This window comes from Neobacillus niacini (assembly GCF_031456445.1).
In the GTDB taxonomy this organism is placed as follows: Bacteria; Bacillota; Bacilli; order Bacillales; family Cytobacillaceae; genus Neobacillus; species Neobacillus niacini_I.
Genome location: NZ_JAVDUQ010000006.1, coordinates 99,631 through 121,080 on the forward strand (window position 1 = coordinate 99,631; position 21,450 = coordinate 121,080).

The window sequence follows — 21,450 nt, forward strand, 5'->3', positions numbered from 1 at the left end:
ACATGATCCATTTTGTCCAACTGGAAATAGTTGGTTTTGGAATCTTATCAGTCAATTCATTCTTCATTTACTAGAATCTTCACTTCCTTCAGCTGAAAGGCTGATAGGGAGAAGCTACTTTTATCTTAAAAGAATCTTCTGAATAGTTCAAGTGTTTTTGGAAAATTTTTTTGAATTCATTTTTTCTATTCCTCCTTATGATAGTATCCGTTTTTCCCCATCAATCGCTTTGATTGGGTCAATGTTTTGCGTAAATTCTAGTGTACCGATATATTCCCCGTTCTCATCCCTCACCGCGAAATAGCGAATATAAACGTATTTATCCTTGAACTTGATCCAGAAATCCTCGGCGTCCTTTTTCCCTGATTTAAAATCTGCCAACAGCTCTTCGACGACGTGGACACTTCTAGGCGGATGGCAATTTTGGACCGTACGCCCAATAACCGCTTTCGTACGGGCAAAAATTCTTTCTTTTCCGTGTGAAAAATAACGGACGACATCGTCCTGGTCAATAAAGGTGATGTCCACCGGCAAATGGTTTAACAACAGTTCGAGCTGCTTTAACGATAAGATTCCCGTTTCCATCTTGATATAGCCTTCTGAGATAGCGTTCTCGGCGATTGCCATTCTGTCCGGCATCCATACTGCAGCCGGTTCAGTAAGGCAAAAACCTATTTCATCACTTTCATGAGCAATTTTGACCCATTCATCTTCAGTCAGATTATTCAAAGCCATGGGGAACAAAATATTCTCTTCTCGGTAAATCATGTCGTTTACTTCATTAATGATATAAGTAACGACTTGAATAATACCCTGTTGATCTCCCTCGTAAACGGATAATTTTTGTTTGGCATCCTTAATCGCATCACGAATGAAATCATCGATTCTCCACATATTTGTAGAAGGTCCATAGATACCGTATTTCTCAAGGTATGGGAAAATCAAATGCTCCTTACGGTTAAAGTGCTTATCAATATCAAGTAATAGATTGCAATCCTCCAGGAGCTTGTAAACATTCTCGGATGAATCTTCCTTCTCAAACTGCCATAAGTGGATTTGAACCTTTGTTTTTATTAATTTTTCTAGCTCCCTATTTTCTAATTTAAAGGTATGGACCGGATGCCCTGGTTGATCCTCGGGATGCTGCGAACGCTGATCTTCTTCGATTGAACCTTTAAAAAGAGCAGTGTGCGCCGCGTATAAACGCTTCACTTCCTCTGCTGGCAATGTTCCCTCCTTGGTAAAATCATGTTGAATTTGCGAAATCTCATCAACAGTGATTTTTCCGATTAATGCATTAAAATGGGCTTTTACCTCTTCCACACTTCTTCCATTATGAAGATCCGTAAAAATTTGTTTTATCATATCAAGTCGTTCTGTATTCTTTAATGAAAATTGCTCACGATTATTAATCATTTCACTCATAACGATTCTCCTTCGCTAAAGCATGCTATACCTTAGTGATAATTTTTCTCAAGAATAACATGCAGCCAAGCGAAAGATTGTGATTTATATCATTAATACTATGTTAATCAAACAATGTTCACAAAATAGTCAACCCTTTCAACCAAATCCAAGCGGCGACAGGTGTGCTTCAGAATTGGTCGAATCAAAAACACCTGCTATTATGGCCTGATGATAATTATCACATCCAATTCAAGACCTAAATGGTATGATGCAAAGGAGTTGTAAATCAATTTAAGTGAAATGGGGTTATGTAGTGAACTTTCCACAACTGAAAATAGGACATATGATGCCGAAAGTACCGATTATGCAAGGTGGTATGGGTGTTGGTATTTCTCTAAGCAAGCTGGCTTCAGCTGTTGCAAATGCCGGCGGAATTGGCATAATATCCGGTACTGGAATTTCAGTTGATGAAATGAGGTCCCATATAAGACAGGCAAAAAATCTTGTCAAAGAAGCTGGATACATTGGCGTAAATGTATTATTTGCCATGAATGATTTTGCGGATAAAATGAAAGCAGCCCTTGAAGAAAAAGTGGATTTTATTATATCAGGCGCTGGAATCTCACGGGATATGTACGCATGGGGAAAGCAGGCGGGAATACCCGTTATTTCGATCGTCTCTTCGGCTAAACTAGCCAGAATTTCCGAGCGGCTGGGTGCAGCAGCGGTTGTAGTTGAAGGCTTTGAAGCGGGAGGACATCTTGGAACGGATCGCCCCATGATGGATATTCTACCAGAAGTAGTAGAAGCCGTTTCTGTACCTGTCATTGCGGCAGGAGGAATTATGACGGGGGATGATATTGCAAAAGTTTTGGAAATGGGCGCATCAGGCGTGCAAATGGGTACCCGGTTTGTTGCAAGTGAGGAATGTGATGCCCCCCTTGCCTTCAAGCAAAAATATGTGGATGCGCGTAAGGAAGATACCGTTTTGGTTAAAACGACAGTTGGCCTTCAAGGAAGAGCCATTATTAATAACTTTACAAAATTGATCAGTGGTCCTGACAAGTTGAAAATTGCTAAATGCCACGATTGTCTAAAAAATTGCTCCTATCGTTTTTGCACACTTGATTCTCTCCTTGTTTCTGTTGGAGGAGATGTAGAAAATGGATTAGTTTTTGCCGGAGCAAGAGTCGGTGAAATCAAGGAAATTCTTCCGGTCCAAAAAATCATTGATAATCTTACTTTTGAATATGATTTGGCTGTAAAAAATTCTCAAAGGTCTATATTGTCCTAGAATGGGAACAATCACGGCAACTTTTTGGTTAAAAACTAACAAAACCCGGGTGTGGATTAAAACACTCGGGACTTTTTTTAACCTATAGTTTTATACTTCCATGATTGCCCTGCCATATTAACAACTATCTCACTATTAAAACCTTCTTGATCATCCGTGACAATCCATAACCCGCATATACCCCAAAGACATTTAATATCAAATCATCCACATCCAAACTTCCTCTTTTAGTAAGGAATTGCAAAACCTCAATCAATATAACAAAAATAAGGGGAATCCCGAATCGTTTTATAGGATTACCAGGTGATTTTTTAGCTATCATCATTGCAAAAATGCCAAAGGGGATAAACAATAAAACATTAGCGGCTAAATTATAAAACGCAATGAAGAACGAAACTTCTCCGCTTAAATAGTAGAAGATCGTTTTAAAAGGAATCAGGTTGTAGGTTTGATATTCCTGATTGGATGGTCTGAAAAATAATAAAATAAGCAAGCACCATGAATAAAAGAATAAGGCGGTCGATAATACTCGCTTTGAAATGGTGATTGTATTCTTGGTAACCATAAAAATCAAGTAAAAAATAAAAATGGTTATACAAAACCACACCTCAATCAGTACGACTGGGTGAAGATAGGTAAATAATTTTATCAAAATAGGAATGAAAGCTGCAAATAAGCCTTGTGAAACGATCACGGAAAGCCAAACTGCCCATTTTTTTGAAACCATTCAAGATCCCCCATCACAAAAAATCCATTCTTAACCATTCTACCACGAAAAAAAATGGTCGGGGGAACCCCATACATCAATATCAAAAAAATTCGGGCGACGCCTGGCATCACCCGAATTTATCGATTCTCAATGCATGAGGTTAAACAATTTTTCATCTGCTAAATTGGTGTCAATCGGGCAGACTTTTGCATCTCTACCGTATTTCCAGGCCCACACTGATCCAGGGCAACGCGGTTTTTGGGGATTAAATTTCGGTTTGTTCCGTTTGGTGCTGATCCCTTTTTCAGGCTTCGCACTCCACAATACCGCTTGATTTTTTACGAGTGCCTCTTTTTGAACTGCTTCACAGTAGGCACTATGAAAATCACCGGCAATTGGATCATGATAAAATCCCGGTCTATATGAACTGGTATAAAAAGTTTCAACCCAGCCAATTAACCACTCTGCATCCGCTTCATGAAACCGCTCTACATTGGCGAATATTACGGTTCCTTTACGTATTCCCAGTCGTTTTGCATGATAAATGGCGTTCCGCGCCATCACTCTTCCTTCTTGTTTCCCAACCGGGTTTTCAAAATCATTATAAATGGGCATAACTTTGATGCCTTTCGACCTTAAAAATCGCAGTTCGTCCTTCGTAAGTCCCACGCTCGCATTGGGCACCGTACTTAAATATCTTCCCCAAAAATCCGGGGCACCAAAGTTTTTTTGGACACATTGTAATTTTTCCTCATTAGCACTTACTGCAGAGTCTACGCCCCAAAAAACTGCCATACTACACCTCCATTTTCATCTTCATTTATATGCGAAAGATGCTTATCCTTATGAAAAAACTTCGTTTATAAACGATTTCTCAATTTATTTTCCAACTTTTTATTTTTATAGCCCTATTTTTGAACTTTATTTGCCACTTTTGTAATTTTATGTGCCAGTAAATTAAACAACACTTTCGCTGCGGCTCCGTCTCTTCAACTTAACCTTGCATGTATTCATATGAAAAATAATCCAGTTTTAAAAGAAATGCCTCTATCCTATTATGAGGACAGAGGCAATACAACTGGGTTAGTTTTTAATAATTGTATATTCTATTGTCTTCGAATTTTTACTAATCGCACCGCCATCATTTTTAAAGATTGTCGATTTAACATCCTCTGATGGTTCAATGTGAATCGTTAATTTGTTCTCGCCATCTTTTAAGGCAACAACGTGAGAGAAGGTCATGTCACCATTAACCGGTATAGTCTCCCCATTAATCGTAAGGAGTCCACCCTTAATGGCGGTTCCTTTTAATGTAATACTGTCACTTGAAACAGTTTCGCCATCCGTGTGGGATGTAATGACTACTGGCTGGTCAATCCAGCGAAGGATTTTGTCCTGAATCACCATTTTGTTGCCGCCTTGATTGGTGACCACTATCGAAAGATCCGTTCCTTGTGCGCCGTAGCCATAATAGCTGACATCATCATCATTCGAGTTTGCAGGAGTATGGTCGGCGAGGCCTTCTTCATCCCATGTTCCATCCTTAACGTATTTATAGGTCAGCACTTCGCCTTCCTGCGCTTCAACCGTGTACTCATAATCATTTGTTACTGCACCGCCGCGCGTCATTGTCCAAGCACCGGTATTCCAACCATTTTTACTGCCTGGTATCGTAATATTCACTCCAAGCGGTGTATAAGATGGTGCATTCATCTTGAACGTCACCTTTACGGTCACAAGATCAGGTATAATCGTAACTTCGTTTGATTTTTCAACATTACCAGCCTGGTCATAGATATCTACTTCATACCGATACGATTTTCCGTTTGTCACATTAATATCCTTGTATGAATCCGTACTAGATTCAAAAAGCTGATCAATCATTTCTCCATCACGGACAATGCCAATCATGTAAGGATCTTTCGCCCCATCGACTTTCCAAGAAAGGTTCACTTGCCCCGACTCTTGTGCAGGCTGTTTCAAGGTTACCTTTTCCGCAGGAGCGGTGGTATCATCTCCTTTTGTGAAATTTACCGCTTGGGTATCACTCTCAACCCATGACCTGCCAAGATCCGTTGAAATCGCATATCGGTATTGATAACTTCCTTCTTTTAACGGAAGGAAATTCGCGCTAAAGACATTCGCAGTTTCATCTTGATTTACATAAGCCGCCTCATAGTTCGACCAAGTATCATTCCCCGGCGTTTTCACTTGCAGCTTTGCTAGTAATCCTTCCATCTGTCCTTTTTCTGTCTCTCCTTTTACAAAAATACTGGCAGTGACCGTTTGTGTTTTTGCAAGGTCAAGCGTAGCAGATTGCAGAGTGGTAATGTGATCCATTTTATAAAGGCCATCCGTTAACGCCAAATGCGGAATAACTGCCTTCGCTGTTTCCACCTTTTCGGAGTTATTTCCGTTTTTATCAAGTGCTGCAACAGCAAAATAATATTTTCGACCATTATCTAATCCATCAATGGTTACAGAATTTCCAACGGTTTCATTTACTTTTTTATAAAAAGCTCCTGAAATGGTCGTTTGGTAAATAGCATAGCTTTTTGCATCGCCTTCCCATGTTAATGTAGCAGAATGACTTCCTTCTTTAGCAGTTAATTCACTAGCAGGTTCTGGACGTTTTAGATTCTGACCTTTATCAGAAACAAGCATCCGCCCGCTCATTGCTGGAATAGTAACTATAAGTTTTCCATCCTTGGAAACAACCGAGTACTTTTTGTCCAACTGATCACTTAAGTAAATGCCGTTTTTCAATACATCTTCTATATTCAGTTCCACCGTTTTTGCTTCGTTTCCCCGGTTGGTCAATACCACCGCGAAATTCTTTTTATCCGCACGGGAAAAAGCAAGCACATCCCCTTTTGCATAGAGATGGTTTAAATCACCATAGCTGAACAAATCATGGTAATCGTTGCGCACTTTACCAATTGTTTGATAGTGTTTCACGAGATCCTTGTCTTCTTTACCCCATGGATAAGTTCGGCGGTTATCCGGATCCTTCGAGCCCGACATACCTGCTTCGTCCCCGTAGTAAACAGTCGGCACACCGGCATAACCCATTTGCAGAATGGCTGCAAGCTTAAGGCGTTGAACCCCTAACTTCGGATTATAATTTTTGTCCAACTCCGCCCGTTCAAAGGAATCCGTTCCATTCCCTAATATAAAGGAAGCACGTGCGGTATCATGGGAACCCATTAGGTTCATCAAGGAATAAAAAGCTTCCTTTGGATAGTCTTCATAAACCGCATTCAACTGATTTTCGGCGCCTTCTGCATTTCCATTTTTCAAATAATTCATCACGGCGTCACGGAAACGATAGTTCATGACGGAATCATATTGGTCGCCAAGAAAATATTTGGAAGCATCATCCCAGATTTCCCCTAAAATGAGCGGGTCATCTTTCTTTCCCGTCTTTAGCTCCTTGCGGAATTCGCGCCAAAATTCTGGATCTACTTCATTTGCAACATCTAATCGCCAACCAGATGCACCAAGGTCAAGCCAAGTTTTGGCAACGGAATCCTTATCATACATAATATAATTGGCAAACTGTTTATTGTTTAACTCCGAATTATAATCGACCGCATCCCCTGGGATGGATTTGATTTCTGGGAGTGAATCATAGCCCCACCAGCCCTGATATTGATAGACACCGTCTACCTTTTTATTTTCAATGTTGAACCAGTTTTGGAAGCCATAAGGGCTAAAAATTTGCCCCTCCGCCTTAAACTTTTCCTCTACCTGTTTCTTGGCGTCAGTTTGTTTTACCCCTTTGTTCATAAGATCGAAAATGGCAGACCAATATTCATATGCTCCTACCGTTTTATATTTTCCGTAACGGTCAAAATAAATCGAATCATCTCCAACATGGTTAAATACGCCATCTAAAATTAAATGCATTTTCCGCTTCTTTAATTCCTTGGTAAAAGCTTGGAATTCCTCTGGTGTGCCGAACATTGGATCAATGGTTTTATAATCGGTTGCATCATATTTATGGTTCGACGATGCTTCGGCGATTGGATTTAAATAGAGTGTATTCACACCTAATGATTGGATGTAATCAAGCTTTTGTTGAATTCCCGCAATATCCCCGCCGAAAAAGTCATTGGACCAAATTTTATCGCCATCATACTCATCTGTGTTTTCCTGACGAGGGTTATCAGGGAGCTGATCCCAGCTACGATGCTCAATCGGCTCCTCTCCACGGGCATTCGTTTTTGCATGATCATTCTTTTTATTCCCATTGAAAAAGCGGTCCGGAAAAATCTGATAAACGACCGCTTCCTTCATCCAATCTGGTGTTTTGAATCCTGGATCAAAAACAGTTAGTTGGAATAAAGAGGCATTTGAGTCTGAAGTAATACCTTTTCCGCCTTCTTGGGTGTCTTCACCGTATTCTTCTCGTGTGTTGCCATCACGGGCAATAAATTTATAGCCGTAAACTCCCTTTTCCCTCGGCTTGAATGATGCTTCCCAAAGCTCTACTTGTTTATCATTCTGCTTAAGCCAACCTGCATTTTCCATCTCGACAGTAGTGGTATTACCCGTGTTATAGTTTTTAAGCTGAACCTTGGCGCCGGATAAATCCCCCTTCTTTGCCTGTAGACGAAGTTTCACCGTATCTCCAATCTTTACTGCGCCAAAAGGTGCACGGTAAGCGATGTCCCATGTATTATGGAATAGTTGATCGCTATGGATTTTTCCATCCGGCACTCCCGGGTCATAGTCAGTATAAACATCTTTTGTATCATGATTATAAAAGAACGTAATGGTCGAATCCTTTAGGACATTGAGGACAAAATTGTTTCCAGGATATGCGGGAGCGTCCCAGCTTTTCCCTAGAACAATCTTAAACTCGTATTTTCCTTTTGGTACTTGAGTGGTGTACGTGTAAATATTGTCCTGATCTTCATCTTGTAAAATAGCCGTGGCATCGCTAGGCGACCATTTACCGCCGGCATTGATTTTCGGTTGGATATCCCCGACAAGCCTTGGTTTTTGATCATCCGGCAACTCCAGAGGAATTGTCACTTTATGGGTCCTATCATCATAAATAAATTTGACTTGTGTTTCTTTTTCGAGAGACAATTTGTAATTTTCGCCACCTGCAACCCCGTTCGCCCCATAGTTTTCATCCCATGTGCCATTGATAGCAATTTTATATTCATAGTTTCCTGCAGGCAGCGTTCCTGTGAATATGTATGTTCCGTTATCCTGCTCCTTCATTTGTGTGGCAGGATCAGCAGGTTTCCAATCCCCCGATCCGCCCAATTCGGTCTGAAAATCTCCTACTAGGGTTACAATCCTTTCCGCTGCGTTTGTTTGTTTTGGATTGATTAGCGTAGTGGTTGCAACCGTTTGCACAATGAGCAATAAAAGGGTTAGCAAGCTAACAAACTTACGGGATTTTCCTTTCATAAAATTCCTCCTCTTAGTTTTATTTAATTTAGGCAAACGTTTGCACAAAATACACTAGGAAACGCCTACTTGAAAACTATTATCTCACCTGAATATTTTCGGAAAAATAGGACTATTTTACCTTTTTGTCAGATATTTCGACAAATATTTTGTTTGGCTTCTATTCCCTAAACCTTTTCATTTCATAATATAATAGAAGTATCAGGAATTATTTTATAATGAAGGTGTTTTGAATGAACAAAATGGTTGTTGTAGTGAAAGGCATTATTTTCCATAATGGTAAGGTTTTATTAGTCCAGCGGGCAAAAAACGAGAAAATTGGCGGCGGTACATGGGAATGTGCCGGAGGTAAAATCGAGTTTGGTGAGGATTTAACGACCGCGCTTAGAAGAGAGATAAAAGAAGAGGCCGGTTTAGATGTTACCGTTGGAAAAATTTTATATGCGACCACATTTAAGACAGATCCTACTAGACAGGTAGTTGTCATAACCTATTTATGTGGAAGCTCTGATAATTTTGTAACCCTTTCAGAGGAGCATACGGCTTATATATGGGTCAGCAAGGAGGAAATAAAGGGGTTCCTCAAATCGGAAATTATTAAGGACTTTGAGAAAAATCATGTGTTTGCACTAGAGGATTGGGGATGAGTTTTGCCTTTTCATTTGAAGGAATGTTCACTGGTCTCCACCTTTATTTTGTCCTTCATCTCCCTTTTGAAGGACATTTTCAAAAGTCTCCACCTACGTTTTGTCCTTCATCTCCCTCATGAAAGACATTTTCAAAAGTCTACCATTCAAAATGTCCTTCACAGCCCAATAAATAAAATTTCTCCCACTCTCATCACAACTTTCTGGTAAAATGAAAGATATTTAGCAAACCGAAGGAAGTGAGCATCTTGAAATACGGAAACGGAAAAATTTTGCTTGGGTTATCGATTGCTGCCTTTATGGGACCGTTTACCCAAACCATCTATACACCCAGCTTGGCGGAGGTGGGACATTATTATCACGCGAGCCAATTTATGGTCAATCTAACCATCTCCTTATATACCTTTGTGTTAGCGACCAACCAATTCCTAGTCGGCCCATTGGCAGATACGCGCGGGCGGAGAGCGACCCTGCTTCCGGGCCTGCTTATTTTTATAGCAGGATCCTTGATTTGTTTCCTCTCCCCCAACTACTATCTATTTCTATTTGGGCGGGCGCTGCAGGCATTTGGGATCACGACTGGCTCGGTCGTTGCGGCTGCGGTCATCGGAGACCTTTATCCACCAAAGGAACGTGGTAAAGCAATGAGCGTGTACCAGACCATGGTGTTCCTTGGCCCTGTACTTGGTCCGGTTGTTGGAAGCTTTATTGCCGCCTCCGCTGATTGGCACACCGCTTTTGCTGTTCTAGCAGCCGGCGCATTATTTGCCTACTTTTATAATCGCGTCATCCTGCCAGAAACCCTGGCAAAAGAAACTGCTCCTAGAAAAATTACGATTCATACTTTTTTAGGAGTTCTGACGAATCGGGCTGCTTTTTCTGTTTTACTTCTGGGCTTTGTCCAGTTTTACGGCTATTATATTTACCTTGTTTTTATTCCTGGCTTGTTAGACGAATTATTTCAGGTTCCATTGGCTGTAAAAGGGCTGTTTTTCCTGCCGCTTACCGCAGGAATCGTCATAGGTTCGCTTCTCGGCGGAAAACTTCAATCCTTCATGAGGCATACATCCATTCTAGTTTATACGGCCTATGGAATTGGAATCGTGGTAACCGTCTTTTGGGTGTGCCTGCACTGGGGTCTCTTAAATATACCAGCCCTGATTGTTTTACTCCTTTGCTATGGAGTCATGCTCGGGATGAGCTTACCGTCTCAATCTACCTCGCTTGTCAATCTATTTTCGAAGGAAAAAGGAACTGCCATGGGGGTTTATAACTTTGTCCGCTTCACCGGTGCGGCAATTGGTCCGCTTCTTGGATCAGCACTTTTTCATATCGGAGGCGATGATGCCTTATACATCACGTTATTCTTGTTCCTGTTATGCGGTGCTATAGTAATCCAAAAGAGCAGTCGTGCAAACGAAGCGTTACACGGATAATACAACAAAAGCCAGGCACTCCGCCTGGCTTACTTTCATTCCTTAATAATCCCAAAAAGCTCTTCTAAATGCTTAATTTCATAAGTAGGAATCACTTCATTCCGATCCTTTTCATGGCGGTTAATCCAAACCGATTTAATTCCCGCACGATTCGCCCCTAAGATATCCGTCATAAGGTTATCTCCCACCATAATCACTTCATCTTTCTCCAGCTCCATTAAGGAAAGCGCATGTTCAAAAAGAGATGGATCCGGCTTTCCTCTGCCAAAATCCCCGGAAATGACGATTTTATCAAAATATGGCACCAGCTCAGGTGTAATCGTTAGTTTGGTATTTTGTAAATCTGGTGAGCCGTTGGTTAATAGCAACAGCTTGTATTTTCCCTTTAATGCATCGAGTATTTCAAAGGTTTCTTGGTAGACAAACGGTGTCTTGCGGCGCTCTTCTGGAAAACGCTCCGCTAACTCAAAGCCAAATTCCGGGTCATCTACACCCAATTTCTTTAAACCCGCTGTCCAGGCATCTTTTCGATAGAACGGAACCGTTTCTTTCATTTTAGGAAACTCATCGTGTTCATCTAAAAAATTTCCCCATAGCCCTTCAAATGGGTTAATCCCAATCATTTGGGTAAATGGATAAAATTCATAGGAGGAATAGATCTTTCTCGCTTCGTCACGAACCGCCTCCTCCAATTGTTCATGGTCGATTCCATATCGTTCTTCCGCAACCTTACATGTCGCAACGAACGCTTCCTTTACACTTTTTTGATCCCAAAGAAGTGTATCATCTAAGTCGAAAAATATTGCTTTTAACATTTTGTCCCTCACCTTGTGTTTGATTTATATTTTAATAGTTTACCATTTTTACAATAAAAAAAATATAAAGAAAACTCGCCAATTAAGCGAGCTCAAAAAATTATTTTACGTCATGACCATTTTTATCCTCGATTGCAGCTTAGTTTGTTCAATACCTAAATCAATCGTTACCTGGTTCCCTACAACCATTAAATGCCTCTTTGGATTTTTCGAAAAAATAATGACCCCTTTTTTGATTAAGGATTGCCCACCAACGACGGCATTTTCTATCCAGACGTTTTCTTCCACAACGGTCTCTGGCAGGATCACGGCATTTTTAATCTGTGCTCCCTTCCCTATCTTAACACCACTGAATAATACGGAATTCTCAACATTTCCATATATTTCACAGCCCTCGCTTAGTAAACTTTGCTGTACTTTTGCCCCTTCGTCTAAGAATAACGGTGGGTAATGGCTATCAACCGTTTGAATCGTCCAATCCGTGTTATTTAGAAAAATATTTTGTTCACGGTCTAAAAGATCTAAATTTGCCTGCCAATAACTGTGAACCGTACCAACATCTTTCCAATAGTCCCTAAAACGATACGAAAAAAGCTTTAGTCGATCCTCAAGCATAGCAGGTATAACATCCTTACCAAAATCACGATGTTCCTTTTGTTCTGCCAATATCAAATATTGTTTTAAAATGGACCACTTAAAGAGATAAATTCCCATTGAAGCTAAATTTGAAGTCGGATTAACCGGCTTCTCCTCAAAATCCAGAATCCTCCATGTAGCATGGTTGATTCTTAAAAGACCAAACCGGTCTGCCTCGGCCCACGGAACTTCGACTGCAGCAATTGTACAATCGGCATCGGTTTCGATATGCTGATCAAGCATAAGCGAATAATCCATTTTATACACTTGATCCCCGGAAAGAATGAGGACATGCTCAGGATCATAATGCTCAATAAATTCAATATTTTGGTACACTGCATGCGAAGTTCCTTCATACCATTCCACACCTGCTTCATCCCGTTGATAGGGTGGAAGAATCGATACGCCACCTTTCCGGTCAAATTGACTGTAATTTCCGAGATGAGAATGGAGTGCACGCGGCATGTATTGTGTTAAAATCCCAACTGTCTCAATCCCTGAATTTTTACAATTACTCAAAGCAAAATCAATGATGCGGTACTTCCCGCCAAATGGCATCGCAGGCTTTACCATGGTGCGGGTCAAAAGATTTAACCGTTTCCCTTTTCCACCTGCCAACAGCATCGCAATCCATTTTTGCTTATTCATTTTTCAACCACCTCCTTAAGAAATTCAATCCGCTATGCCGCCTTTTTACATCTCTCTCTATTACTATTATCTCCCGATTTTTCCATCTTTTCGGTTTTCATGTTACAGCTTTGTGAATATTCACCAGTTTTTTATCGACTCGAAATGACAAAAAAATAGACGCATGATCGATCATGCGCCTACGTTTATTAGAGTAAAAACATCCCAACAATTCCGCTGAGGATTCCGATTACAACAGTAGATCCTGCAACGAAGAACAATACCTTTTTCGGGAATGATCTTGCCACAAGGATTAGGGATGGAAGACTAACGGATGGCAATGTCACTAATAGTGCTGCTGCCGGTCCGCCGCCAAGCCCAAAGGACATAAAAGTTTGAATGATGGGAATCTCTGCAGCAGTTGGAATCACGAATAACATCCCGGCAATCGCAAAACCGATGACAGATAGGATTCCATTTGCAGCTGCGTCACTAATATGCGGGAATAGCCAAACTTTTACCGCACCCATTAGCAAAACAGAAAGAATATAGGCTGGGACAATGTATAACACCATGCTGCCCATTGCTTTTACCCATCTTTTTGAAAATGAACCTGATGCTTCTTTCTCTGCTTTTTCCAGCATTTTATCAAGGTCTACCGCTTTTAAATTAGGTACAAAGCGGTTGGCTAAGTAACTGACACCGAATGTTAAAATGACACCAAAAATCAAGCGTAACAAGGTAAACTTCCAAGATAAAACAAAGGTCATAAAAATTAATACGGCTGGATTCAGGGTTGGATTCCCAATCCAAAACGCAAGGCTCGCGCCGACAGAGACATTTTTTTTACGTAAGCCGACCGCAATCGGTGCTGCACAGCATGTGCACATCATTCCTGGAAGTGCTGCAAGTCCGGCAACAGCTGTGCTTCCAAAGGAAGTTCTCCCTAAAACTTTTAAAAGCCAGTTGGTTGGGACTAATACTTGAACTAATGATCCAAGTATGATTCCGAGAACAGCAGCTTTCCAAACAGCATTAAAGTAGGTAAGTGCATAAGCCCAGGCACTGTCCCAGGAAGCAGAAGGCAAATTTGCTTTATCTCCTAAAATCGATGTACCGATTGAATGAGTAGTGGCTGCAAGTATGGATTTTCCATAATAAGGAATCCATTTTACATACGCTAATCCGGCAATCGCAACGAATAAAAATATAATGGCATACACAACAGTCTTTTTGGAGTTAGGCTGCGGCGTTGAAATGGAATTATTTATTTGCGCCATGTATCAAAACCTCCATTAATAAAATCAAACATTTACTATTATAACACAATTAGTCAATCTATTTAGTTGATTTCCCTTAAGCAAACTGTCAAAGATGGCTTTAGGGTGCTATCCTCCAATGAACTTACACTGTTTTTCAAATTCGTCCGCTGAAATCGGGATAACGTCCGGATTTTGATCAAATAGTGACTTATAATATTGTTCATTCAACTGCAATTTTTCAGATTGACCTAAAATCTACCGCCTGAAGGAAGAAATGATTAAGAAAAAAAGAACAATCGGTATCAGTATAATGAAATCTAGGTTGGTCAATGAATGTACCCCCAGTAAGCCTTTTCAAAGTTGTGATTAATGGTTTGGATGGGATGTTTCGGAAAGGATAGACCGATTCGATCAACGTTTCGTGGAATTTACTTATTTATAAAAAGTATATCGAAAAAAAAGATGCCAAGTACTGTCCAAATAATGGATGGTACCTGGCAACTGATTTAGGTGAATTTAAAGCCCACAGAGACGTGTTCTCCCTTTTATACGTAAAGGAAAACGCCTACTATTTCTTATCCTTTAACCCCTGTATAAATTTGAATGGCATCTCGGAGGAATTCCGCTGTCCCCGGCAGCTCCTTATCGTAATAAGCCTTAAACCGTTCATCCTCCACATACATTTGCGCAAGCCCGGCATGAGCTTCCTTGCTGTACTCACTCCAATAATAGGTCAGCCACTGCTTGTGCAGGTCTGCCGCTTTTTGTGCTAATTCACCTGCTGGATCCCCTGTTGCGAAAGCTTGAGACAAGGTTTCTTTTACCTGCTGTTCAAGTGTGGTAACCTCCTGATATTGCTCTTGCGTCATGTTCTTTACCTTTGTATTGGATTTCTCCACCGCATCTTTTCCATACTTTTGACGAACTTCCGCCCCATACTTTTTCTCATTTTCCTCTATCATCTTTTGCTTAAAGCCTTCAAACTTTTCTTGATCCGACATATCAATTCTCCCTTCTGTTAAGGCAATTGTTTTTTCGACATTGGCAATTAACACATCTAATTGTGCTCTTTTTCCTAGGAGTTTTTCACGATGTTCCCGCAGTGCTTTTGCTCCGTCAAAGGAAGGCGCGGTAACGATTTTCTTAATACTGTCTAAATTAACACCAAGCTCACGGTAAAAAAGGATTTGCTGCAAACGATCGACTTCCTTCTCTCCGTAAATCCGATAGCCTGATGAATTGATTCTTGCCGGCTTAAGAATTCCAATTTCATCATAATAGCGAAGTGTCCTGGTGCTAATTCCAGCTAATTTTCCGAGTTTCTGCACTGTGTACTCCATTCGCTCACCTCCTAAACTAACGATACACCTTTACGCAACGTCAAGGTCAATCCTATTTTTTAAAAATTTTTCTCTTGGATGTTTTTTGATAATTACAACTTTTGCAGATTGCATTGACACCTTCAGTTTCTTAACGGTAAAATTTGTCCTATTATTTAAGAGAATTTAATACTACGTCCACTCGTATAATATTGGAGATAGGGTCCAAAAGTTTCTACCAAACCGCCGTAAATAGTTTGACTACGAGAGGGATAGGGGTTTTTGGACCCTATATATCTCTCTTAGTCAGCCTCCAGAATTTTCTGGAGGTTTTTTTCAAATATAACTGAGAGGGTCTGAGAACCATGAATAAAACAATATTAAAAAATAAAATCGCAGCTGCAGGCGGCAAACTCCCCGCCGATCTCGTTATCAAAAATGGAAAAATTGTGGATGTGTTTAACCAGGAAATCCTATCTGGTGATATCGCGATAAAAGACGGAATGTTTGTCGGAATCGGCGATTATGAAGGAAATGAAGTCATCGATGCTAAAAACCGTTTCGTTTGTCCCGGGTTTATTGATGCCCATGTTCATATCGAGTCCTCAATGGTCACCCCAACAGAATTCGCAAAAGCAGTCCTTCCACATGGAGTTACCACGGTCATCGCGGACCCTCACGAAATTGCCAATGTTTCGGGCGCCAAAGGAATTCAGTTTATGCTGGATGATTCTAATCATCTTCCTCTAGATGTAAAAATCATGCTTCCTTCCTGTGTACCGGCAACACCGTTTGAAAATAGTGGAGCGAGGCTGTTGGCCCATGACCTGAAGGAGTTTTATCAACAAGAACGGGTACTTGGACTGGCTGAGGTGATGGATTACCCGTCCTTACAAAATGCCGATGATCCTATTATTGACAAAATCCTGTTAACAGATGAACATAACCTACCGATTGACGGGCACTTAGCTGGTCTGGATACAACTGCAATCAATATCTATCGAACTGCAGGAATTCGTACTGATCATGAATGTACGACAGCATCGGAAGCGATGGAACGGGTGCGCCGGGGGATGTATGTGATGATTCGTGAAGGGTCTGCGGCTAAAAACCTCAACGCCCTAATTCCGGCTGTAAACTCCAATAATGCACGCCGTTTCTTGTTTTGCACGGATGATAAGCACCTTGATGAAATTGTCGAGGAAGGCACGATCGACCAAAATATCCGAATGGCCATTCGTGAAGGACTGTCCCCTTTATTAGCCATTCAAATCGCTACCTTAAATGCGGCAGAATGCTATGATCTTCATCAAAAAGGGGCGATTGCACCAGGATATAAGGCTGACTTTATTCTGGTAGACGACCTAGCAACGATGAGGATTTCTGAGGTTTACGTATCAGGTAAACTTACTGCAAAGGATGGAATTTATGTTGGAGAACCGCTTCAAGCTAAAGAACCGGGAGAAACTTTGACCAAAACGGTACACATTCCTGACATTTTGGAAAAAGATTTGCAGATTTCAATCCGTGAAACGGAATGTGCGAATGTAATTGGAATCATCCCGAATAGCATTGTGACAAAAAGGCTTGAAGAAAAGGTTCAAACAGCAGAAGGCTTTTTCGTCCCATCACTTGAACAGGACCAATTAAAGATCACCGTTCTTGAACGTCACAAAAACACTGGAAATATCGGGCTTGGAATTGTAAAGGGGTTTGGCTTTAAAACTGGCGCCATCGCGACAACGATTGCTCATGATTCCCATAATATCGTCGCAGCCGGGACAAATGATCGGGATTTATTAGCTGCAATCCAAGCCATCAAAAAATTGAACGGAGGCTGTGTGGTAATGAAAGATGGAGAAATTTTAGCAGCCCTTTCCCTGCCAATCGGTGGTTTAATGTCAGAGAAAAGCTTCCTGGCCATTCACCAGGAATTGAAAAAAATCAATGAAGCACTCGTGCAAATTGGTTTTAGCGGTAACTTTAATCCCTTTTTGACTTTGTCCTTTTTAACCCTGCCGGTTATCCCTGAACTAAAACTAACCGATTTGGGACTTTTTGATGTAGGAAAATTTCAGCATATCAAGGTAGGGATCTAGTAAAAAGACCTGTACATCCGTGATGTACAGGTCTTTTTCAATTATTTACGTTTTTTCTTGCCGTTTTTGGTCATTCTTCCTAATACGAATGCACCAGCTGCCAACCCAAGCATGGTGTTGGTTTTCTTATTAAATACTTGTTTGGCGACAAGATTTAAGTTTTGTGGTCTTTCCGCCAAACGGCGCATGAAATAGCCGTACCAGTCACTTCCGAATGGAACATACGTACAGAAATTGTAGCCTTCGCTAGCAAGCTTTAATTGAAGGTCTTTTCTGAACCCGTATAACATTTGGAATTCAAATTTATCATTTGGAATGTCATTCTTTTTCACAAATTCCTTCACATGGTTAATGACACGGTGGTCATGTGTCGCAATCGAAGTGAATTTTCCATTTAATAAATGCCATTCAATTAGCTTGATGTAATTTTTATCGATATCTGTTTTATCTTGGTACGCGTATTCTTCCGGCTCTTTGTAAGCACCTTTTACGATACGCAGACGATAATTTTTATATTTTTCAAGGTTTTCTTGAGCATTATAGAAATAAGCTTGGATTACGGTTCCAACATTATCATATTCCCTTGAAAGCTCATCTAAAAGATCAAAAGAAGGCTGTAAATGGCCATAATCTTCCATATCAAAATTGATAAAGATTCCATATTCATTTGCTCTGTGTACGATTTCTCTCAAATTGCTTAAGCAGAAATCATATTCAATGTCCAAACCAAGTTGTGTCGGCTTTAAAGAAATGTGTGCATCCACTTTATTCTCATGAATCGCTTCGATTACTTGAAGAATTTGCTCCTTCGCTTCCGTAGCTTCTTCTTTTTTAAAAACAAATTCTCCTAAGTTGTCAACCGTACAAGAAATCCCATGAGCATTTAATTCTTTAATGCTTTTGATTACTTCTGGAATATTTGTACCGGCAACGACGCTTTGAGCACCCATTTTTAAGCCATACTTTTTAGCTGCACTATTCAAGAATTGATTTTGGGATAAGCCGATAAAAAAGTCTCTTAACATAGCAATTACTCCTTGCGCTTTTGGATTTGATTATAGCATTGTTTTTTAATACAAATTATTATACAAATTTTCGTAAAATAATTTTTTTACTGCAAATTGGTAGCGTTTTAGTTTTTTTGCGTATCAAACATACTTATCTTAATACATAAAAATTCGAACATCAACCTCCGGTTTAACAGAAAGAATTTTCAATCAATTATTATTAGGAAAATAAGTACAGGTACTTCAAATTAGTTGAAGTACCTAATCAAACATCGTTAATTTCTTTTTCAAATAGTTTTTTCTTTCTTCCATATATAAAGTGATTACGGCCAATTCTTGATCAAATTGATCCAATTGTTGTTTTTTATAGGGGTCAAGTAAGACAGAGGGGCGTAGAGACTGGAGAAGCTTCTCCACTTTTGGTGCCATATATTCTACCGTAAATTGGTGATTCATGATCTCCTCCAGCAGCTTGCGATATTGCTTGCGAAAATGGTTTTCGTCTAAGATTCGGGCTGTTAATGTATTAAATCCGTGGATAGGGACATAATCGGATTCCATTCTCTTTCCATTCACATCCCTTCCCCAGGTCGCGTCGTAATCCCATGGTATTACCTCAAACAAACCGGTAGCCCCATTGCGGTAGAGGGCGTAATTATGAACAAACCCGTCATAATTCGAGGTGAAGATCACTCCTGCAACCCAGCGAAGATAGCTTTCTACATTCACATATCTTTGGATTTCTTTTTGGAATTCAGCCTTGGGCAGGGTATTAATTTGATAGATCAATTCCTGTAAATAGAGCTCCTCCTTGGCACTTCCCCATTTCCGCTCATATCCTAACTTTAACGATTTTTTCGTTTCCTTATCCAAATCACTCATGAGTGAAAAATTGGCATCGCCATCAACCGCATAAAAGATGGAACCGTTGGGAAGGTCCCTTCGGTTGATAAAATTTTCATCAACCGACTCTATTTCCAGATAAACACCTTCTGCTTTACCATTGATCGTCAGAAATACATGGCGGGACTGGGGAGCAAGACAGCCGATTTCTTTAAAAAAATCAAAGGATAATTTATTGCGAATGAAGGAAGGGTCTTTAAATTCAGCATTAAGATGGACCAATGAGGAGCCTTTAAATTTCTTTGGTTTGTAGTACACAATTTGATAGGATTTTTTTTCAAAATCACGAATATGGGATCCCCGGTAACTGAGATCAATTTCGAGTTTCTTCCCATCGATAGCAAGCTGAGCCGGGACGGGATCATCTATCCAGATGTCCCTTTTTAATTCCCGGAAATCAATTGGGTTAATGAAGATTTTGTACTGAGGTAATTTGAAAGTCTCGTCCATGATTCCTCCTCCTATTTTATTCGTATTCATGAAAAAATTTTAGGTCACCAGCGGACAACAATTTACGCGTGATTGGGCGGATGCCCCAAACAAATACAAGCCGAATTACGTAAATTGATAAAAGAAGAGAGAGGTTATGGCTTTTTCGTTTTAAATCCCTCTTTCGTGAAATAAGGAGGTGCAATTATGAACGAATATTCATCAGAAGATATTCAGAGAGCAGCAGAGGAAGTACAAAGAGGCGGATTTGGTGATTTCATGTTCAGGGATCCTGGATTTGGCCGTACTTCACGGAGACAAACTTCTTCGAGACGCAATACTTCCAGGAAGCGAACGACAACCAGAAGAAAAACTTCACGTAAACAAACTTCTAGAAAAGTAACTTCTAGAAGACATACAACCAGACATCGCAATCATTGCGGACACCGTTCCAACTGGCGGACCATGGTTCGCGGCAACCAAGAAATCAGTACCTGCTGGGACGACGGCAACATGTGGGAACTAAGAATCCGAAACCGTTAACCGTTATAGGTTGATAGGCACGCCCAAGGACCTCTTTACTATTTTGTCCGTCCTGGGTGGACAGTTTAAATATAAAACAGGCACCTTCTCAAATCGGGCGGTGCCTGTTGTTTTTTAGGTTATTTTTTTTCCGGGATTCCGCAGCTGCCATCTGTGCAGGTTGCGTCCTCTGAGCTTTCAGTTGATAGATCTTTTAACACTACGGGTGCGTAAGATTCCTCTTGCCATACTTGCTGGAGTGCTCCTGAGAAGGTTGCCGTTGGTTGTGCACCGGAAATAGCGTATTTCTGGTTAATGACAAAATACGGTACGCCGCTGATTCCGTATTGCTGGGCAATGGCTTCATCGATGCGGACATCATTGGTGTAGGGCGTTTGGTCTTGGAGCGCATTTAATGCTCCTTGACGGTCCAGACCTGCTGCTTCAGCAATATCAGCCAAAGTTTCGTAATCCCCAATATTCTTTCCTTCTGTAAAGTAAGCATGAAGTAGCTTTTCGGTTACCTCTGCTTCTTTTCCATGTTCTTTCGCATATTTTGCAAGGCGGTGTGCGTCAAAGGTGTTGGTTGGCTTCATTGTATCAAAATGATACGTTAGACCTACACCTGCAGCCTGCTGACCGACCCCTTGATTGGCTTGCTTTGCTTGTTCAAGGCTCATGCGATATTTGGCAGCGAGTACCTCATGAATGGATTCACCACTGTATTTTGGCGAGTTTGGATCAAGTTCAAAACTTTTAAATTCAACCTCTATCTGATCCCGATGCGGGAATTGAGACAACGCCTCTTCCAATCTGCGCTTTCCTATATAACAAAATGGGCAAACAAAATCTGACCATACCTCTATTTTCATGTGAACACCTCATTTTTTTTGATGATTAAAGATAGTGTA

Annotated in this window: 16 protein-coding genes and 1 riboswitch; of the genes, 5 read left to right on the plus strand and 11 right to left on the minus strand. The window is 40.6% G+C overall.

Going from position 1 to position 21,450, the window contains the following annotated elements; all coding sequences use genetic code 11:
• Positions 1-195 precede the first annotated feature (195 nt).
• Entirely contained in the window at positions 196-1,425 is a 1,230-nt protein-coding gene (locus tag J2Y67_RS08245) for a DUF438 domain-containing protein (RefSeq protein WP_310172734.1), read from the minus strand.
• 277 nt (positions 1,426-1,702) lie between these two features.
• Between J2Y67_RS08245 and J2Y67_RS08250 the strand changes: the two genes are divergently transcribed.
• On the plus strand, positions 1,703-2,701 hold the full coding sequence (locus J2Y67_RS08250) for an NAD(P)H-dependent flavin oxidoreductase (RefSeq protein ID WP_310172736.1): 999 nt from the start codon (positions 1,703-1,705) through the stop codon (positions 2,699-2,701).
• A gap of 124 nt (positions 2,702-2,825) precedes the next feature.
• Here J2Y67_RS08250 and J2Y67_RS08255 read toward each other — a convergent pair whose 3' ends face one another.
• The 3 genes from J2Y67_RS08255 to J2Y67_RS08265 all read right to left on the minus strand — a co-directional run bounded on the left by J2Y67_RS08255 (position 2,826) and on the right by J2Y67_RS08265 (position 8,837).
• Positions 2,826-3,428, minus strand: coding sequence for a VanZ family protein (locus tag J2Y67_RS08255; protein WP_310172738.1), 603 nt, complete (start codon positions 3,426-3,428; stop codon positions 2,826-2,828).
• A gap of 129 nt (positions 3,429-3,557) precedes the next feature.
• A complete protein-coding gene (locus J2Y67_RS08260) occupies positions 3,558-4,205 on the minus strand; it encodes a glycoside hydrolase domain-containing protein (RefSeq protein ID WP_310172740.1) in 648 nt (215 codons plus the stop codon).
• A gap of 288 nt (positions 4,206-4,493) precedes the next feature.
• Positions 4,494-8,837, minus strand: coding sequence for a pullulanase X25 domain-containing protein (locus J2Y67_RS08265; RefSeq protein WP_310172742.1), 4,344 nt, complete (start codon positions 8,835-8,837; stop codon positions 4,494-4,496).
• Positions 8,838-9,070: 233 nt separating this feature from the next.
• On the opposite strand from J2Y67_RS08265, the gene J2Y67_RS08270 reads away from it, so the two are divergent.
• Complete coding sequence (locus tag J2Y67_RS08270) at positions 9,071-9,484, plus strand: NUDIX hydrolase (protein WP_310172744.1); 414 nt, start codon at positions 9,071-9,073, stop codon at positions 9,482-9,484.
• 248 nt (positions 9,485-9,732) lie between these two features.
• Positions 9,733-10,920: an MFS transporter gene (locus J2Y67_RS08275; RefSeq protein ID WP_310172747.1), complete on the plus strand. Its 1,188-nt coding sequence runs from the start codon at positions 9,733-9,735 to the stop codon at positions 10,918-10,920.
• Between the two features lie 35 nt (positions 10,921-10,955).
• Here the strand turns inward: J2Y67_RS08275 and J2Y67_RS08280 are convergent, their stop codons facing one another.
• The 4 genes from J2Y67_RS08280 to J2Y67_RS08295 all read right to left on the minus strand — a co-directional run bounded on the left by J2Y67_RS08280 (position 10,956) and on the right by J2Y67_RS08295 (position 15,600).
• Positions 10,956-11,735: an HAD family hydrolase gene (locus tag J2Y67_RS08280; RefSeq protein WP_310172748.1), complete on the minus strand. Its 780-nt coding sequence runs from the start codon at positions 11,733-11,735 to the stop codon at positions 10,956-10,958.
• 105 nt (positions 11,736-11,840) lie between these two features.
• Entirely contained in the window at positions 11,841-13,019 is a 1,179-nt protein-coding gene (locus J2Y67_RS08285; RefSeq protein WP_310172751.1) for a glucose-1-phosphate adenylyltransferase, read from the minus strand.
• A 188-nt stretch (positions 13,020-13,207) separates the two neighbouring features.
• Complete coding sequence (locus tag J2Y67_RS08290) at positions 13,208-14,278, minus strand: permease (RefSeq protein WP_310172753.1); 1,071 nt, start codon at positions 14,276-14,278, stop codon at positions 13,208-13,210.
• Positions 14,279-14,835: 557 nt separating this feature from the next.
• The gene (locus tag J2Y67_RS08295) at positions 14,836-15,600 is read right to left on the minus strand and encodes a MerR family transcriptional regulator (protein ID WP_310172755.1); all 765 of its coding nucleotides are present in this window, start codon (positions 15,598-15,600) and stop codon (positions 14,836-14,838) included.
• Between the two features lie 161 nt (positions 15,601-15,761).
• Positions 15,762-15,863: riboswitch (purine riboswitch) on the plus strand.
• 81 nt (positions 15,864-15,944) lie between these two features.
• On the opposite strand from J2Y67_RS08295, the gene ade reads away from it, so the two are divergent.
• Entirely contained in the window at positions 15,945-17,678 is a 1,734-nt protein-coding gene (gene ade / locus J2Y67_RS08300; RefSeq protein ID WP_310172757.1) for an adenine deaminase, read from the plus strand.
• A 41-nt stretch (positions 17,679-17,719) separates the two neighbouring features.
• Here ade and J2Y67_RS08305 read toward each other — a convergent pair whose 3' ends face one another.
• Together J2Y67_RS08305 and J2Y67_RS08310 are read right to left on the minus strand one after the other, a co-directional pair.
• Positions 17,720-18,703, minus strand: coding sequence for a proline dehydrogenase family protein (locus tag J2Y67_RS08305; RefSeq protein WP_310172758.1), 984 nt, complete (start codon positions 18,701-18,703; stop codon positions 17,720-17,722).
• 243 nt (positions 18,704-18,946) lie between these two features.
• Positions 18,947-20,038, minus strand: coding sequence for a CotH kinase family protein (locus tag J2Y67_RS08310; protein ID WP_310172761.1), 1,092 nt, complete (start codon positions 20,036-20,038; stop codon positions 18,947-18,949).
• A 186-nt stretch (positions 20,039-20,224) separates the two neighbouring features.
• Here J2Y67_RS08310 and J2Y67_RS08315 point away from each other — a divergent pair, with 186 nt between their 5' ends.
• Complete coding sequence (locus J2Y67_RS08315; RefSeq protein WP_310172763.1) at positions 20,225-20,560, plus strand: CotG/ExsB N-terminal domain-containing protein; 336 nt, start codon at positions 20,225-20,227, stop codon at positions 20,558-20,560.
• Positions 20,561-20,679: 119 nt separating this feature from the next.
• Here the strand turns inward: J2Y67_RS08315 and J2Y67_RS08320 are convergent, their stop codons facing one another.
• Entirely contained in the window at positions 20,680-21,411 is a 732-nt protein-coding gene (locus tag J2Y67_RS08320; protein ID WP_310172765.1) for a DsbA family oxidoreductase, read from the minus strand.
• Positions 21,412-21,450 lie beyond the last annotated feature (39 nt).

Excerpts from the sequence above, each read along its gene's own strand:
- J2Y67_RS08245 (WP_310172734.1), bottom strand. The coding sequence starts at position 1,425 with ATGAGTGAAATGATTAATAATCGTGAGCAATTTTCATTAAAGAATACA.
- J2Y67_RS08255 (WP_310172738.1), bottom strand. The coding sequence starts at position 3,428 with ATGGTTTCAAAAAAATGGGCAGTTTGGCTTTCCGTGATCGTTTCACAA.
- J2Y67_RS08260 (WP_310172740.1), bottom strand. The coding sequence starts at position 4,205 with ATGGCAGTTTTTTGGGGCGTAGACTCTGCAGTAAGTGCTAATGAGGAA.
- J2Y67_RS08265 (WP_310172742.1), bottom strand. The coding sequence starts at position 8,837 with ATGAAAGGAAAATCCCGTAAGTTTGTTAGCTTGCTAACCCTTTTATTG.
- J2Y67_RS08270 (WP_310172744.1), top strand. The coding sequence starts at position 9,071 with ATGAACAAAATGGTTGTTGTAGTGAAAGGCATTATTTTCCATAATGGT.
- J2Y67_RS08280 (WP_310172748.1), bottom strand. The coding sequence starts at position 11,735 with ATGTTAAAAGCAATATTTTTCGACTTAGATGATACACTTCTTTGGGAT.
- J2Y67_RS08285 (WP_310172751.1), bottom strand. The coding sequence starts at position 13,019 with ATGAATAAGCAAAAATGGATTGCGATGCTGTTGGCAGGTGGAAAAGGG.
- J2Y67_RS08290 (WP_310172753.1), bottom strand. The coding sequence starts at position 14,278 with ATGGCGCAAATAAATAATTCCATTTCAACGCCGCAGCCTAACTCCAAA.
- J2Y67_RS08295 (WP_310172755.1), bottom strand. The coding sequence starts at position 15,600 with ATGGAGTACACAGTGCAGAAACTCGGAAAATTAGCTGGAATTAGCACC.
- ade (WP_310172757.1), top strand. The coding sequence starts at position 15,945 with ATGAATAAAACAATATTAAAAAATAAAATCGCAGCTGCAGGCGGCAAA.
- J2Y67_RS08305 (WP_310172758.1), bottom strand. The coding sequence starts at position 18,703 with ATGTTAAGAGACTTTTTTATCGGCTTATCCCAAAATCAATTCTTGAAT.
- J2Y67_RS08310 (WP_310172761.1), bottom strand. The coding sequence starts at position 20,038 with ATGGACGAGACTTTCAAATTACCTCAGTACAAAATCTTCATTAACCCA.
- J2Y67_RS08315 (WP_310172763.1), top strand. The coding sequence starts at position 20,225 with ATGAACGAATATTCATCAGAAGATATTCAGAGAGCAGCAGAGGAAGTA.
- J2Y67_RS08320 (WP_310172765.1), bottom strand. The coding sequence starts at position 21,411 with ATGAAAATAGAGGTATGGTCAGATTTTGTTTGCCCATTTTGTTATATA.